Below are 15,463 nucleotides of genomic sequence, written 5' to 3'. Positions count from 1 at the left end.
AAATCTAAATCGAATCTTATGTTACACCTGGTAACCCATCTGAGGAGCCTTGCGCTTCTTGTCATTCTTACTTTATGTATATCAGCATCCTCGTATGGCCAGACAGGCGTCATTAAGGGCACTGTTACTGATGGTAAAACACCGATGCCCGGCGTTACGCTGCGTATTGAAAATACCAATAGAGGCGCATATACCGATGCGCAGGGACGCTTTTCCCTGGAGGTAGTCCCTGGCAATCATACCGTGTTGATCAGTTTTCTGGGCTATCCGCCGCAGCGTAGAACGGTGACCGTTATCGCCGGACAAACCACCACGCTGGATGTAGTCATGAAAGAAGAAAGTACTACCATCAATGAACTGGTGGTATTAGGTTCCCGTAACCGGCCGCGTACACAGACGGAAACACCTGTTCCGGTAGATGTGATCGATATCAGACGTATTGTGGCCGATGCCCCGCAGGTGTCCATCAACCAGATCCTGAACTATGTGGCGCCGTCGTTCAGCTCTGGTACGCAAACTGTGGCAGACGGTACAGACCATATCGACCCCGCTTCCCTGCGTGGTCTCGGCCCTGACCAGGTGTTGGTGCTGGTGAACGGGAAACGCCGGTACAATACCGCCCTGGTGAATGTGAACGGTAGCTTCGGTCGCGGTGCGGTAGGTACTGACATGAATGCTATTCCCACAGCTGCCATTGACCGTATCGAGATACTGCGTGATGGTGCTGCTGCCCAGTATGGGTCCGATGCCATCGCCGGCGTGATCAACATTATCCTGAAAAGTACCGTGAACCGCCTGAACGTAAACGTAACCACCGGCGCTAATGTCACTTCTCAGGCAGATGATAATATGGACGGTCAGACCGTGCAGACCGGTGTGAACTATGGTATTCCGCTGGGTACAAAAGGAGGATATATCAATATCGGAGGCTCTTATGATTACCGTAATTATACCAACCGTTCCGGACCATGGGTAGGGGCCATCTATCGCACCTATCCCGGCGGCGTTGATAAAACGGATTCTTTCCTGGTGGCCAACAACATTACCCGTAACGACATCCGCATGCGCGCAGGACAGTCGAAACTGCGCAGTGCACAGTTGTTTGTAAATGCCAGCATACCACTGGAAAACAATGCGGAAATTTATTTCTTCGGAGGCATTGGTTACCGTAACGGAAATGCGGCGGGTGTATACCGTCTGCCACACGACAGCAGAAATGTACTGGAGATCTATCCCCTGGGCTTCCTGCCGGAAATACACAGTGATATTTATGACCGTTCTTTTGCAGGAGGGATACGTGGTAGCCTGGGCGAGTGGAAGGTGGACTTCAGCAATGCCTATGGCCGTAATGAGTTTGGCTTCAAAGTGGAAAATTCGCTGAACGCATCGCTGGGTAAAGCATCTCCCACAAGCTTTACCTGCGGCGGACCTATCTTCACCCAGAATACCACTAACCTCGATTTCTCCCGCCGCTTTGATGTGCTCGAAGGACTGGATGTAGCCTTTGGTACGGAGCATCGCTTTGAGCAGTATCAGCTGGTAGCAGGTGCTCAGAACTCTTATACAGATTATGGCCGTGCCAGGAAGATCGGCGTAGACGCCAATGGTCATGACATCCTGATACCAGACCCGCAAGGATCTGTCAATACCGTTTTCGGACCTGATGGTACACCCAGGGCTGGTGGTGCACAAGTGTTCCCCGGCTTCCGTCCGGAGAATGCGATCAGGGCTACCCGCAGTGCTATTTCCGCTTATGTGGATGTAGAAGCTAACTTCTCAGCCGCATTCCTGCTGGGAGGCGCCCTACGCTTTGAGAACTATAACGATTTCGGTAGCACGCTGAATGGTAAACTGACAGCCCGTTATAAACTGAGTGAGCACACTGCCATCAGGGGATCGGCCAGTACCGGGTTCAGAGCACCCTCCCTGCACCAACGCTTTTATTCTTCTACCTCTACTTTGTTTGTGGATGGCGTGCCTTATGAAGTGGGCACCTTCACCAACGACAGCCGGCCGGCGCAATTGCTGGGCATCCCGCAGCTGAAACCGGAGAAATCCAAAAGCATCAGCGCCGGTTTCACCAGCACCTTTGGTAAGTTTAACCTGACGCTGGATGGCTACTTTACACATATCGATGATCGTATCGTATATACGGACCAGTTCTCCGGAAGCAATGCTGATACCGCGTCTGCTGTTGACAAGGAAATATACCAGCTGCTGTCGCTCGCGAATGCCAACAGGGCCGCGTTCTTTGCGAATGCGATCAATTCAGAGACGAAAGGCGTTGACCTGGTACTGACCTACAGCACAAAGCTGGGTAGAGGTACGCTCCGCGCCGACCTCTCCGGTACTTACAGCTATACCCAAAGGGTTGGGCCGATCAAGGCTTCTGAAAAACTGAAAGGCAAAGAGAATATCTACTTCAGCCGGGCCAGCAGGATCTACCTGGAAAGGACCGTACCCCGTGAGAAAGTGAACCTGACCCTGTCTTACAACATCGGTAAGTTCAATGCCTTCCTGCGTAGCGTTCACTTCGGTACTGTAGAAGAAGCCACTAATGATCCTGCTTTCTTCCAGACTTACTCTGCCAAGGTCGTGACTGATGTGGCCGTGGGGTATAAACTGACGCCAGCCCTGAAACTGAGTATCGGTTCCAATAATGTGTTTGACATATATCCTGACCTGGTAGCCAACCCTGCCAATACCACCAATAACCAGTTCAGGTACAGCAGAAGGGCCACACAGTTCGGTTATAACGGCCGTTTCCTGTTTGCAAGGCTGGAACTGAACCTGTAATCATTTACTATAACTGAATAAATATCAATGGAATGAGTGATTTCGTGCATTCATTCCATTGATATACTCACTTTTCCTGTTATTTATATTATTATATTTTACTATATTGAGTGTAGCTTTTCAAGTTATTTATCCGCATCAGCATGTCCGGTGAACGAACTTCTATAAATACATACAGCGCATTGCTTCCAGGATTACTTCTGTCACTGTTTGCCATCAGTGGATCAGGTTGTATTGCCAGGGATGAACAACATAGCAGTGAACGCCTGCGTCAGGTAATGCGGGAGGAGAACGGGCATATCCAGTGGAAAGTATATGGCTTTACCGACGATCCCTGCAAAGAGAAAGTAGAGATCTATTATGACAATGGTAAATTGAAAGAAGTGTATTACCGGAAGGCGGGGAGAATGGAAGGCGTCAGGACTGTTTTCTTCGATAATGGTAAACTCTCGGAAACCGGCATCTGGCATGAAGATAACAGGGTGGGGGAGTTCCGCTACTACCGGCAGGACGGCCATCTTGAATGTGTGCAATACTTCGGCCTGATAGGTGAAAGTGTGGAGTAAGAAAAACCCTTTCAATTGTTTATCTTAGGTAAATAAATTGAAGGCTCAATATGCGCAAATTCCTGTTATCGTCCCTAATATTACTCATGATGCAGACAGGGTTTTCACAGATCCTGCCTACGCCAGATCAGTTTCTCGGTTATGCGCCCGGAACCCAGTTCACGCCTCATTATCGCGTGCTTGACTATTTCAGAGCCGTAGCAGCGCTTACGCCCAATATGCGGCTGACACAATATGGTACAACCTATGAAGGCCGCCCCCTGATGCTGGCCATCATATCTTCCGCTGAGAACATTAGTAAAATCGAACAGATAAGACAACACAACCTGGAAATGGCCAGTGGGAATGGCAAGCCCGCCACCGGCGATCCTGTGATTGTCTGGCTGAGTTATAATGTACACGGTAATGAAGCGGTATCTACGGAAGCGGCTATGGTTACACTGTACATGCTGGCCAATAAAGAGAATAAAACACAGCAGGAATGGCTGAAGAATACGGTTGTGATCATTGATCCCTGTCTCAATCCCGACGGACGGGAACGCTACGTGAACTTCTACAACCAGGTGCATACCCGTTATGCAGATCCTTTATTGTTTGCCAGAGAGCATAATGAACCCTGGCCGGGTGGTAGGGCCAACCATTATTACTTTGACCTGAACCGTGACTGGGCCTGGCAAACACAGGTGGAATCGCAGGATCGGGCGCTTCAATACAATCGCTGGATGCCACAGGTACATGTGGATTTTCATGAGCAGTCCATCGATGCGCCTTATTACTTCGCGCCTGCAGCAGAGCCTTTTCATGATATTATCAAGCCCTGGCAACGCAGCATGCAGATGTTGATCGGCAAGAACAATGCACGTTACTTTGATAAAGAAGGCTGGCTGTATTTTACCAAGGAATTCTTCGATATGTTTTACCCCAGCTATGGAGATACCTATCCTACTTACAATGGTGCCATCGGTATGACTTATGAACAGGGGGGCGGCGGACGTGCAGGATTGGCCGGATTGAAACAGGATGGCGATACCCTGACGCTTACTGAACGTATTGCCCATCACCGTACCACGGGACTTTCTACCATAGAGATCTCTTCACAACAGGCCCCACTGCTGCTGAAAGAATTCGCCCACTATTTCCTGGAAGCCATCCGGGCGCCGGAAGGCCCTTATATTTCTTATGTGGTAAAGGCTGCTGGTAATTATGAGAAACTGGCCTCCCTCGGCACTTTGCTCAACAGGAATGGTATTCGTTTCGGATATGGCTCAGCTGTAAATAAAGCCGTCGGGTTTAACTACTTCAATGGTAAAACGGAGAACTTCAGCATAGAAAAGGAAGACATGGTGATCAGTGCTGCACAGGCCAGGTCCAACCTGCTGAAAGTACTGTTCGAGCCGGATTCCCGTTTAGCCGATTCCGTCACGTATGATATCACTGCCTGGTCCCTGCCTTACGCTTACGGCCTGCAAACCTATGGGGTGCGCCAGCAGCTGACGCCGGCAAAAGACAGTCTGCAGAATAATATGAATAATTATCTGGCGGCCGCCAGACCTTACGCTTACCTGGCCCGCTGGAACAGTATCAAAGATGTGCGGTTCCTTTCGGCATTGCTGCAGAAACACATTCGTGTAAGGTATGCGGAAGGCGCTTTTATTGCAGGTGGCAAATCCTTTCCTGCAGGTACGCTGATCATTACCCGCTCGGGCAATGAGGCTGCAGGCGCTCAATTTGACGAACAGGTCATTGCACTGGCCAATACTTATAAAACAGGACTGGATGCGGTGAATACCGGTTTTGTGGAGAAAGGTGTCGACTTCGGATCAGAGAAAGTACGGTTTATCAAACCTATCAGGGTGGCTGTTGTAATGGGGGAAGGCGCCTCCTCTCTCGCCGCGGGAGAAGTGTGGCATTTCTTCGAACAGCAGATCGGTTACCCGCTCACTATCGTAGATGAAAAACAACTGCCCTGGGTGAACTGGAAAACCCTCGATGTGCTGATACTCCCTGATGGCAATTATAAATTCCTGGCAGATAAAGAAAACAGCAATAAGCTGAAAGATTGGATCAGCGGTGGTGGTAAGCTGATCGCCCTACAGGGAGCGCTCGCACAGGTGGCTGGCCTCGACTGGGGTATTCACCAGAAAAAAGAGGATGAAGAAAGGGATGAAAAGAAAGATGACTACTCCCTGCTGAAGTCTTACGCCAACCGGGAGCGGGAAGGCGTCAAACAACTCATTCCCGGCGCCATTTACAAAGTGCAGCTGGACACTACACACCCGCTGGCCTTCGGATTTCCGGCAGTTTATTATACCCTGAAGCAGGACAGCAGGATATACGACTACCTGGAAGAAGGCGGCTGGAATGTGGGTATACTCAAGAAAGACAATTATCTCAGTGGTTTCGTAGGTATGGAAACACGTAAGAAACTCAGAGACGGTTTACTCTTCGGTGTAAAGGAAATAGGGGAAGGTAAGATCGTACTGATGGCAGACGACCCGCTGTTCCGCAGCTTCTGGGAAAACGGGAAACTGATGTTCGGCAATGCGCTGTTTATGGTCTGGTAGTCCGTTGGTAAAATTTAGAATCTCTTGATATTACATCCCAGTGCCTGTGTGGAGTTTACCCGCACAGCCTTACCTGCCAGCATATCATTGATGGCATTACTCAGGTGCCGCATTCTGACAGCTTCCGCATTACCCGGGTTATCGTCAATAGCGCCCTTATAAACGAGTTTTGCCTGTTGGTTGAACAGGTAACACTCCGGCATATGATTCGCCTCAAAAGCGTCTGCTAATTCCGTTTTTTTATCTGCTACATAGTACCAGTTGAACTGCTGACCGGCGGCATAGGTTTTCATGGCTGCCAGCATGGATTTTTCATCAGTACCGGCGGTGTTTGAATTGACCAGCACTACTCCGATATTATTGCTGAGTGCATATTTGCAGATCTCCTGCGTGCGTGCCTGGTTTCTTTCAATATAAGGACAGGCATTACCAGAGAACATCACGAGTAATCCGTTACTTAATCTTGCTTTATTGAGCGTGATCTCTTTACCGGAAAAATCCTGCAATACAACATCTGCTTTAGGTAAAGGCGCTCCTATTTCCAATGGAAGCGTTCCAGGGGGCTGCATCGCCACCAACCACAAGCATAGGATCAATAGACAGTATACGTTTCTCATAAATATAGGTTTCAGGTTAACACTAACCCCCTCCTTATCTTTTATTCAGGGGTGTACAATGAAGGAACCGACGGCTGGTTCCGGTTATAAAGATACGAATATGTGTGATTTTTATCTAATTTATCAGGAGAGGCCGCGTACCTCCTCAGGGAGGTTTTCCTTACGGGTTTCGGCCGTTTCCTTCAGGATACGGATGCTGGCATTCAGCTCAAAACCGATCAGCAGGATGAAGGAATAGAGGTAGATGGACAGCATGAGGATGAGGATAGTACCCACGGAGCCGTATATTTTGTTGTAGTTGGCGAAGTTGTTGACAAACAGGGAAAAGAGGATGGTCACCACGATCATCATGATAGTGGCGAAGGTGGACCCCGCAGTAATGAACTTCCAGCGTTTGGTCGTAGCCGGCACGAAGCGGTAGATCACAGAAAGCATGGAGAAGAAGAGTAAAGCGATCAGTATCCAGCGGGTCATATCGGCCATAGACAGTATGCGGGGATCGGTGATGCCCAGGTATTTGAAAATGAAACTCAGTACAGTACCCTGTGCAATGATCAGGATGATGGTCAGCAGTAGTAGAAAGATCAGTATGAGTGTCAGCTTCAGGGCCATGAGCCTTTTCTGCCACCATTTTCTGCGGCGGAAGCCGGGCGACTTTTTATTGAAAGAACGGGCCAGTCCCATTACCGCATTGGAGGAAGCAAAAAATCCCGTCAGGAACGCAATAGACAGCAAGCCATTACGGTGGGTATACAGGAAGTCATGGATCATGTCCCGTAAAATAATATAGGTATTGTAGTTGGGCGTCACATCTTCTGCCAGCTCGTACAGGGTAGCCTCCACATTTTTCATGGGAATGTAGGGTACGAGGGTGAACAGGAAGATGAAGAAAGGGGGAATGGCCAGCAGGAAGTTGAAAGAGATCGCAGCTGCCCGTTCCCCGAGACTCCGGTTACCCATTTCCTTCAGAAAGAACTTGGTCACATCGTACAGGGGCACTCCCTCAAAACCGGGCAACACCAGTGTTTTGCTGATGTTTACCAGTTTACGGAAAGGTCTGGATGCAAGAATGATCTTTTCTGGTCTGAACGGCATTACTGTTTATGTTAAATCCCGCGCGCATTCAATGCAGCATGGAATGCCTGTGCATTTTTCATGTGCTCGGCGTAGGTAGCGGCAAAAGCATGATATCCGGAGAAGTCAGCTTTAGCGCAAAAATAGATATAATCAGTGTCCGGCGTATTCAGCACCGCTTCGATGGTTTTGATGGAAGGGGTACAGATAGGGCCTGGTGGCAGACCGGCATTCTGATAAGTGTTGTAGGGCGACTGAAACGCGATATGTCCTTCCCTGATCCTGCGGATGGAGAAGTCCTGTATCGCGAATTTCACCGTAGGGTCTGCCTGCAGGCGCATGCCTTTACGGAAGCGGTTGATATATACACTGGCAATCAGTGGTTTCTCGTCGTTTTTATTGGTTTCCTCTTCCACGATAGAGGCGATGATCATCACCTGTGTCGTATTCAGGTTGAGACGGCGGGTAGCTGCTTTACGTTCGTCTGTCCAGAAAGCGGCTGTTTCCTTTTCGATCTTCTTGAAGGCGGCTTCTGCGGTGGTATTCCAGTAGAACTGGTAGCTGTTCGGAATGAAGGCGCACATCACGGTATTGGTATCCAGTCCGAACTGGCGGAGGTATACCTGGTCGCTGAGCAGGGCACGAAAGGTAGCAGAATCGGCTTCCAGGTTGTTGCAGATCTTCCTGACGAGGTCCTGTTTGGTGCGCAGTTTGGTGATGGTCACAGTTACCGGTGTTTGTCGGCCGGCGCGCAGCAGCTTCACGATATCGAAGTTGCTCATACCACGGTTTATCTTGTACTTACCGGCTTTTACCCGGTTGGCATATCCCAGTTCCCGGGCTACCCAATCGAAGCTGGTGCGGCTACGGATGATCTCCTGTTCTTCCAGGCCATCCAGCACATCCTTATAGGTGCTGCCGGTATGTACGTAGAAAAATTTACTATCCCCAAACGCTTTGGTATTGGGGCCAAATACACGATACCCTATGTATACGAGCAGCCCTGCCAGGATCGCGCAGATAGCTACCAGCATACGTTTAATCCACACATTCTTCGTTTGACTTTTTTTTGCTTTACTTTTCTTTGCCATAGGATGGTATTCAATAAAAAACCTCGCTTGTAACGGCGAGGTTCTGAAATAGCTTTAATAGCTTGAATATTATTGTCTTTTTGGAGCCTGAGGCGCTGGCGTCGGATTTACCGGTGTAGCTGGCGCCTGAGCCGGAGCTGTAGGCACGGTCACATTCTGTTCCATAACAGCTTTTCTTGTTTCAGGAGCAGTGGTGCCTTTGCCAACAAACAAAGAAGAGGTCAGGCACAGTACGGCAATGATAGCAGACAGGATCCAGGTACCTTTCTCAAGGACATCTGTAGTCTGACGTACGCCCATCACCTGGTTGCCAAAACCACCGAAACTACCGGATAAACCACCACCTTTAGGGTTCTGTACCAGTACGAAAAAGCCCAATAACACACAGGCCAGGATGATTAATATGCCGAAAATCAACAACATAGTATAATAAATTAACTTTTTTCTGTTAGTAACTTAAGTTCTTTGATCTTTTGCGCAAAATAAGCGCTTTTGTTGGGATTAAGCAAACTTAATTTTTGATATATGTGGATAGCCGTCTGATACTGGTGCTGGCGTGCCCAGATCTCAGCAAGCGTCTCCGAAACGATGTCATCATTCAGGGTGATAGACTCCATGGCCATCTTTTCCACTGCTTCAGATACTTCAGGATCAGCATCTTCGTAACTGCGGTGCATCTGCTGATGGTACCATTGTTTGCTGGCCTTTTCAGCAAAGGTATGCTTCATCTCCCTGAGCCAGGAAGTAAAGCTCTTCATTTCTGCCGCTCCTTTTTCATTGAGTTCCTCTGCCTGCTCTGGTTCTTTCATACGTTTGTAAGCGAAATAATCATCGGTATACAAAGGTTGATAGGTCAGCGAGGTTTCTTCGGTGTCAGAAGTATCCAGCGGGAATATTTTAATAGGCTCTGACTCTACATTCAGGACATTGAGCGGAAGCTTTTCCGTTGATGCTGCCGGCTCAGGTGCCGGTGCTGCCGGTGGTATTTCCCGGGTAGGGGCGGCTGTTGCCGGAACCGGCTCGGGAGCTGCGCTTGCTACTGGCGTTGCTACCACATCATTGGCAGTAACTGTCAGTTCTTCTTCTGTATTGTATACCGGAGCTGTAAACTTCGTATCAGGTATAGCAGGTGGTGCTTCTGTCGGTGCTTTAGGTACGGTTACATGGATCTTGGTATCCTGTACCGGCTGTGGCGCAGGAGCCGCTGTTACCGGTTCGTCCGGGAATACATTGACAGGGGCTTCCTGAACGGGAGCAGGAACAGGTGCTGGTGCTGCTTCTACTTCTACCGGTGCCTCTACCTCAGCTACCTCAGGCGCTATGCTTTTCTCATCGGTGGTCACAAAGCGGTAGAAGTAATGCATATTGGTACTGTACTGCTGTGCCTTCTTTACTGCCGGTGCCAGCAGGTTCTTTTGCACACTGTATTGCTTGCGCGCCAGCAGCAGGCGGGCGGCCGTAAAGTAGGGATATGACGTTACCAGCCGTTCCAGAGCTGCTTCATCAACCTGTTTAATATCAGGTTGTTGGAAGATATGTTGAATGATCCTGTTTGCGGTCATGCTGCTAAAGTATGAAAAAAAATTAAATACGAAAGCTTTTGTAATACTTACCAGTTAGCGAACGCTTTATTAAAAATATCATCCACTATCTGTGGCAGAATCGTGTTTTCCAACAGGCCATTTTCCACCGTACTTGGTAACTGGGAGGCAGAGAAGTCGGCAGAGCGGGTGAACGACTGCGTATACCCTTTTTTATCGCCTATTCTTTTTACGAACGTAATATTAATGGTAACGGTCAGCCTCGAAGTAGCTGCCTGGTCCACATTTGTTACCGCGGCGTTGCTGAAGGAGTAACCAGTTACCGCGCCTTTAAATTCATAATCAGCCCCTTCTTCATTGATCTGTACCAGCTTTGTCTGCGACTGTACTTTGTTACGCAGTCTTTCGGTCAGGTTCTGGCTCAGCGTCGGATTGTTGATAGGCGCCCTGTTTTCAATAAAACGCACATTCACGGTTTTTGCACCTGGTTCAATACTGGCGCCTGTAGCGGAATAATGAATGGAACAGCCGCCCAATAGCAGCAGTAAGCTGACGGTCATTATCCCCTGAAGTAATCTGATCATCTTAAATGTGTTAAGGCTGCCTGCCGGGTGTGGAGTCATCCCCGGCAGGTGCCTGCTATTCGTTAATGTTGTATTCTTTCAGTTTTCTATATAATGTTCTCTCAGAAATGCCCAGGTCAAGCGCTGCATCCTTCCTTTTGCCCTTATGTTTTTTCAGGGCCTTAACGATCAGTTCTTTTTCTTTGTCGGCAATGGACAAGGTTTCCTCTACTTCTTCGTGATGATCGATCTTGCTGTTATCCTGTAAGATGATCGGCTGTGGGGAAGAAATGGTTGTTGGAACAGGGCTGGCACTTACACTCACTTCCGGTTGCGGGTGGAAGTTGTGCATCAGGTGACTATCCTGGAAATTGCTGGCATGGGCAATATTAGGGTTCTGCAGGATGTCGAAGAACATCTTTTTCAGTTCTGTTACATCCTTCTTCATATCGAAGAACAATTTATACAGTATATCCCTTTCGTTAGCAAAGTCACCGTTCGGCTTGGCCTGTGGCGCAGCGATCATCGGCAGCCTGGAAGGCTCGTTCACCTCAGGCAGGAAACGCCTCAGCTCATGTGCGTTGACCAGTTTGTCCTGCGCCAGTACAGAGATCTGCTCCGCCATATTCTTCAATTCACGCACATTACCTCTCCACGGATAATTCACCAGGATGTTACGGGCCTCGTCATCCAGCTGGATGCTCGGGGTTTTATAACGTTCTGAGAAATCCACACAGAATTTACGGAACAATAATGGAATATCCTCTTTTCTGTCCCGCAGGGAAGGTACCCTGATGGGAACGGTATTCAAACGGTAGTAAAGGTCTTCCCTGAATTTTCCCTGCTGGGTATGATCGAGCAGGTCCCTGTTGGTCGCTGTGATCACCCGCACATCTGTCTTCTGCACTTTGGAAGAACCTACCCTGATAAATTCGCCGGTTTCCAGTACACGCAACAGGCGGGCCTGGGTACCCAGTGGCATTTCCCCGATCTCGTCGAGGAAAATGGTACCGCCGTTAACGGTTTCAAAATATCCCTTACGACTATCTACCGCGCCGGTAAATGAGCCTTTTTCATGGCCGAAAAGTTCTGAATCTATCGTCCCTTCCGGAATAGCGCCGCAGTTTACGGCAATGAAAGGATTGTGTTTACGGGCACTAAGTGAATGGATAATATTGGAAAACACTTCCTTACCAACGCCGCTTTCTCCGACTATCAACACGGTTAGATCCGTGTTGGACACCTGTGCTGCCACCTGCAAAGCATAGTTCAGTGCAGGTGAGTTTCCGATAATGCCAAACCTGTTTTTAATGGACTGTACGTTATCCATATCCTCAATTTACCCTTTTACCGGCTGTATAGCCTGTAAAAGGTGCTGTGATCCAATAATTTGTCTTTTATGCTCTCCCTGTCGAAACTCCCAATAAAGTGCCGGCAGTACAATCGTTCACCTTCACCCATACATATTCACCTTTGCGGAAATCTTCCTTAGGGAAAATGACCACCTTATTATGATCTGTTCTGCCAAAAAGGTGATCTTCAGAGCGTTTGGAGGTGCCTTCGATCAGTACTTTAAACATTTTACCTACATCCTGCTGCATGCTTCTGAGTGATTGTCCGCGGTGCAGCTCTACTACTTCCGACAGCCTCCGTTTTTTCACTTCTTCCGGTACATCGTCCTGGTAACGGCGTGCTGCCAGTGTACCCGGGCGTTCGGAGTAGAAGAACATGTAGGCGAGGTCGTACCTGGCATAGTCCATCAGGGTCATAGTATCCTGATGATCTTCTTCTGTTTCTGTACAGAAGCCGGTAATAACATCCGTGGACAGGGCACAGTCGGGAAGTATTTCACGGATGCGGTCAACTTTTTTAATGTACCATTCCCGGGTATAGGTACGGTTCATCAGCTGCAGTATACGGGTGCTGCCGCTTTGCATAGGCAGGTGAATGTATTTGCAGATGTTCTCGTACTTCGCCATGGTAAACAGTACATCATCGGTAATATCTTTCGGATGGGAGGTGCTGAAACGAACCCTGAGCAATGGGCTGATAAGGGCTACTTTCTCCAGCAGATTGGCAAAGGTGGTGACAATAGCTGCATCCTGCGGGTCAACCCAATAATAGGAATCCACGTTCTGGCCCAGGAGGGTCACCTCACGGTAGCCCCGGTTGAACATATCGGTGGCTTCCTGCAGGATAGACGCTACGTCCCTGCTGCGCTCACGACCGCGTGTAAACGGTACTACGCAGAAGGAGCACATGTTGTTACAACCCCGCATGATGGACACAAAAGCGGTCACACCGTTAGTGTCCAGCCTTACCGGGCTGATGTCGCCATAGGTTTCTTCACGGCTGAGCAATACGTTCACTGCCTTCTGACCGGTTTCAGCCTCTTCAATGAGCGCCGGTAGGGTTCTGTAGGCATCAGGACCTACCACCATATCCACCAGTTTTTCCTCTTCCAGCAGCTTGGCTTTCAAACGCTCAGCCATACACCCGAGCACGCCTACCAGCAGCTCTGGGTTACGTTGTTTTATATGACGGAATTCTAATAAACGTCTGCGTACGGTCGTTTCCGCTTTCTCCCTGATCGAGCAGGTATTGAGCAGTATCAGGCTGGCCTCTTCCACATTGCGGGTGGGGCCAAAACCGTCTTCTTTAAGTATGGACGCCACGATCTCACTGTCGTTAAAGTTCATCTGGCAACCATAGCTCTCTATATAGAATTTCTTGGTATAAGTCTGTGTTTCTCCTTCCAGAGGTGCGTAAGCTTCACCCTGGCGACTTTCGTCATGCACTTTTGTAACCTGTTCCAACATCCTTTGCAACTAATTTTAGGAAAGCAAAAGTACATAATAAATCCGAAAATGACAGAATGGCATGATAGGTAATATAGCTGGTGTTTACAGCCCTTTCTCCAATAGGAAACGGGTAAGGGCAGCGGGACTTTTGAGCTGGAGTTTCTGCATAATGTTTTTCCGGTGGGTCTCCACCGTGTAAATGCTCAGGTATAGATGTGCCGCTATCTGTTGGTTGGTCAGCTGCTGATTGATCAGCTGGAGGATCTCCGTTTCCCGCCGGGTCAGGTTAAACTCCCTGAAAGGCGGATTTTCCGTCTCCTGCTGGTACATACGGGGTATAGTGGGGAAGCATTGCTTTCCTTTGCTGACCTGCCGGATGGCTTGCAGCAGTTCTTCCTTATTGCAGGTTTTCAGCAGGTAGCCATCCGCCCCGTAACTGATGGCCAGGGAGATCAGATGCGGGTCATTATAGCTGGAGAGGATAATGGTCCGGATATAGGAGAAATCCTGGCGGATGAGTTTTGTCGCTTCCAGTCCGTTCAATACAGGCATATTAATGTCCAGGATGACAATATCTGGTTTGTGGCGGGAGAGGAGATTCATCAGTTCCTGGCCATTGGCGGCAATGGCCAGGACGGTCACATTGGGAACCTGTTGGAGGATGGAATGGATACCATCGGCAAAAAGCGTGTGGTCGTCAGCAAGGATGATATTAACAGGTAGCTGCATGTTGTGGAATTACGGGAATGTGAATGATGAAGGTGGTGCCGGAAATGCCTGAATCGACGTGTAGTTTACCTCCCAATGTTCTTACCCGGCTCCGTACGCCCGGTAGTCCTATACCCTGTGCCCTGCCGGCAGAGGCAGGGAATCCGACCCCATCATCTTCCACGATTATTTCCAGGTAATCCGGGTAATACAGCAGTTGGATAGTGGCGGCAGAGGCTTTTGCATGTCTGATGATATTACTGGTCAGTTCCATGATAATGCGGTAGAGTATCAGCTCCTGCCGGGGATCGAAGCAGGATTGGTATTTATTGCTGCAGAAATGGAACAGGATATTGGAGGAATTGAGCAGTGAAAAGTAAGATTGCAGTATATCAGTAAGTGGAATATTACCAAAAAGGGGAGGAACCAGGTTATGAGCGGCCCGGCGCACGTTCTGGCTGGTCTGGTCCACCAGTCGTAACAGGTTGGTGGCTTTCACCTCATCCTGTTTCGTTCTGTAGCGCAGGTTTTGCAGGTTCATCCGGATGGCAGCCAGGTTGCCGCCTATCTCATCATGAATATCCGCCGCAATGCGCTTGCGCTCCGCCTCCTGGATTTCCAGCTCATGGGTAGTCATCATCGCCTGCTGCTGCTGTAACTTCAGCAAGAGCTCCTTCTGTTTTCTCTTATAATTATCCAACCTGCGCATCATCACCAGTATCCAGACTGCTACACTCCATATGCAGGTAAGGGGCAAAATACCCGAAGACACAAGATAAGTGGTAACGGAATAGGTAAACCCTAGGGAATAACTATGTACCGGTCCTAAAATGGCCGGCGCAGAGGGAATTAAATGCATGAACAGTTCCTCGCTCATATGTCGTACAGAGAATGAAGGGGTATGAATCTTATAACTGACAGATTATCTATATCTATTGGGGTAGTGCTGAAAAAGTTGTCCCTGAATCTTTATACAAGTCTACAAAAAAAAAGTGTTGCTACAGTGAAAGTGGGAGAGTTTGTTAAAAAAATTAACAAGTGGGAGAGGAGGCGCACCTTAAGGAAGCCTTGATCGGTATTTGAACAGGTATTGATCCCGTACAAACAATGTTTCACCTATGTTCATCTTACGTTCATCCTAC

13 protein-coding genes are annotated in these 15,463 nt (G+C 48.8%); 3 read left to right on the top strand and 10 right to left on the bottom strand.

Annotated elements, in window-relative coordinates; all coding sequences use genetic code 11:
• Window positions 1–18 precede the first annotated feature (18 nt).
• The 3 genes from CLV42_RS24455 (at window position 19) to CLV42_RS24445 (ending at window position 5,926) form a co-directional block, all read left to right on the top strand.
• Complete coding sequence (locus tag CLV42_RS24455; protein ID WP_106604556.1) at window positions 19–2,796, top strand: TonB-dependent receptor; 2,778 nt, start codon at window positions 19–21, stop codon at window positions 2,794–2,796.
• Window positions 2,797–2,939: 143 nt separating this feature from the next.
• The gene (locus CLV42_RS24450; RefSeq protein ID WP_106604555.1) at window positions 2,940–3,362 is read left to right on the top strand and encodes a toxin-antitoxin system YwqK family antitoxin; all 423 of its coding nucleotides are present in this window, start codon (window positions 2,940–2,942) and stop codon (window positions 3,360–3,362) included.
• A gap of 50 nt (window positions 3,363–3,412) precedes the next feature.
• Window positions 3,413–5,926, top strand: coding sequence for a M14 metallopeptidase family protein (locus CLV42_RS24445; protein WP_106604554.1), 2,514 nt, complete (start codon window positions 3,413–3,415; stop codon window positions 5,924–5,926).
• Window positions 5,927–5,940: 14 nt separating this feature from the next.
• Here CLV42_RS24445 and CLV42_RS24440 read toward each other — a convergent pair whose 3' ends face one another.
• From CLV42_RS24440 to CLV42_RS24395, 10 genes are all read right to left on the bottom strand, one after another.
• Window positions 5,941–6,543, bottom strand: coding sequence for a redoxin domain-containing protein (locus CLV42_RS24440; protein ID WP_245901726.1), 603 nt, complete (start codon window positions 6,541–6,543; stop codon window positions 5,941–5,943).
• A gap of 123 nt (window positions 6,544–6,666) precedes the next feature.
• Window positions 6,667–7,638, bottom strand: a complete 972-nt coding sequence (locus CLV42_RS24435) for a YihY/virulence factor BrkB family protein (protein ID WP_106604552.1) — start codon at window positions 7,636–7,638, stop codon at window positions 6,667–6,669.
• An 11-nt stretch (window positions 7,639–7,649) separates the two neighbouring features.
• The gene (mltG, locus tag CLV42_RS24430; protein WP_106604551.1) at window positions 7,650–8,708 is read right to left on the bottom strand and encodes an endolytic transglycosylase MltG; all 1,059 of its coding nucleotides are present in this window, start codon (window positions 8,706–8,708) and stop codon (window positions 7,650–7,652) included.
• 69 nt (window positions 8,709–8,777) lie between these two features.
• Window positions 8,778–9,131 carry a preprotein translocase subunit SecG gene (gene secG / locus CLV42_RS24425; protein ID WP_106604550.1) on the bottom strand — a complete coding sequence of 118 codons (354 nt, stop codon included), beginning with the start codon at window positions 9,129–9,131 and terminating at the stop codon, window positions 8,778–8,780.
• An 11-nt stretch (window positions 9,132–9,142) separates the two neighbouring features.
• A complete protein-coding gene (locus CLV42_RS24420; protein WP_106604549.1) occupies window positions 9,143–10,270 on the bottom strand; it encodes a hypothetical protein in 1,128 nt (375 codons plus the stop codon).
• Between the two features lie 47 nt (window positions 10,271–10,317).
• Complete coding sequence (gene lptE, locus CLV42_RS24415; protein WP_170117632.1) at window positions 10,318–10,833, bottom strand: LPS assembly lipoprotein LptE; 516 nt, start codon at window positions 10,831–10,833, stop codon at window positions 10,318–10,320.
• 55 nt (window positions 10,834–10,888) lie between these two features.
• On the bottom strand, window positions 10,889–12,142 hold the full coding sequence (locus tag CLV42_RS24410) for a sigma-54 interaction domain-containing protein (RefSeq protein ID WP_106604547.1): 1,254 nt from the start codon (window positions 12,140–12,142) through the stop codon (window positions 10,889–10,891).
• Window positions 12,143–12,209: 67 nt separating this feature from the next.
• Complete coding sequence (gene miaB, locus CLV42_RS24405) at window positions 12,210–13,631, bottom strand: tRNA (N6-isopentenyl adenosine(37)-C2)-methylthiotransferase MiaB (protein WP_106604546.1); 1,422 nt, start codon at window positions 13,629–13,631, stop codon at window positions 12,210–12,212.
• A gap of 84 nt (window positions 13,632–13,715) precedes the next feature.
• Entirely contained in the window at window positions 13,716–14,342 is a 627-nt protein-coding gene (locus tag CLV42_RS24400; RefSeq protein ID WP_106604545.1) for a response regulator transcription factor, read from the bottom strand.
• Entirely contained in the window at window positions 14,326–15,198 is an 873-nt protein-coding gene (locus CLV42_RS24395; RefSeq protein ID WP_106604544.1) for a sensor histidine kinase, read from the bottom strand. The genes CLV42_RS24400 and CLV42_RS24395 overlap by 17 nt, the downstream gene beginning before the upstream one ends.
• Between the last annotated feature and the right edge of the window lie 265 nt (window positions 15,199–15,463).

It is taken from the genome of Chitinophaga ginsengisoli, assembly GCF_003014595.1.
Taxonomy (GTDB): domain Bacteria; phylum Bacteroidota; class Bacteroidia; order Chitinophagales; family Chitinophagaceae; genus Chitinophaga; species Chitinophaga ginsengisoli.
This window is presented reverse-complemented; position numbering and strand designations above follow the sequence as displayed.

What these genes read in the sequence shown, in the direction of transcription:
- CLV42_RS24450 (WP_106604555.1), top strand. Translation starts at nt 2,940, where the DNA reads ATGTCCGGTGAACGAACTTCTATAAATACATACAGCGCATTGCTTCCA.
- lptE (WP_170117632.1), bottom strand. Translation starts at nt 10,833, where the DNA reads ATGATCAGATTACTTCAGGGGATAATGACCGTCAGCTTACTGCTGCTA.
- CLV42_RS24395 (WP_106604544.1), bottom strand. Translation starts at nt 15,198, where the DNA reads ATGAGCGAGGAACTGTTCATGCATTTAATTCCCTCTGCGCCGGCCATT.
- CLV42_RS24410 (WP_106604547.1), bottom strand. Translation starts at nt 12,142, where the DNA reads ATGGATAACGTACAGTCCATTAAAAACAGGTTTGGCATTATCGGAAAC.
- CLV42_RS24435 (WP_106604552.1), bottom strand. Translation starts at nt 7,638, where the DNA reads ATGCCGTTCAGACCAGAAAAGATCATTCTTGCATCCAGACCTTTCCGT.
- CLV42_RS24400 (WP_106604545.1), bottom strand. Translation starts at nt 14,342, where the DNA reads ATGCAGCTACCTGTTAATATCATCCTTGCTGACGACCACACGCTTTTT.
- CLV42_RS24445 (WP_106604554.1), top strand. Translation starts at nt 3,413, where the DNA reads ATGCGCAAATTCCTGTTATCGTCCCTAATATTACTCATGATGCAGACA.
- CLV42_RS24440 (WP_245901726.1), bottom strand. Translation starts at nt 6,543, where the DNA reads ATGAGAAACGTATACTGTCTATTGATCCTATGCTTGTGGTTGGTGGCG.
- mltG (WP_106604551.1), bottom strand. Translation starts at nt 8,708, where the DNA reads ATGGCAAAGAAAAGTAAAGCAAAAAAAAGTCAAACGAAGAATGTGTGG.
- secG (WP_106604550.1), bottom strand. Translation starts at nt 9,131, where the DNA reads ATGTTGTTGATTTTCGGCATATTAATCATCCTGGCCTGTGTGTTATTG.
- CLV42_RS24455 (WP_106604556.1), top strand. Translation starts at nt 19, where the DNA reads ATGTTACACCTGGTAACCCATCTGAGGAGCCTTGCGCTTCTTGTCATT.
- miaB (WP_106604546.1), bottom strand. Translation starts at nt 13,631, where the DNA reads ATGTTGGAACAGGTTACAAAAGTGCATGACGAAAGTCGCCAGGGTGAA.
- CLV42_RS24420 (WP_106604549.1), bottom strand. Translation starts at nt 10,270, where the DNA reads ATGACCGCAAACAGGATCATTCAACATATCTTCCAACAACCTGATATT.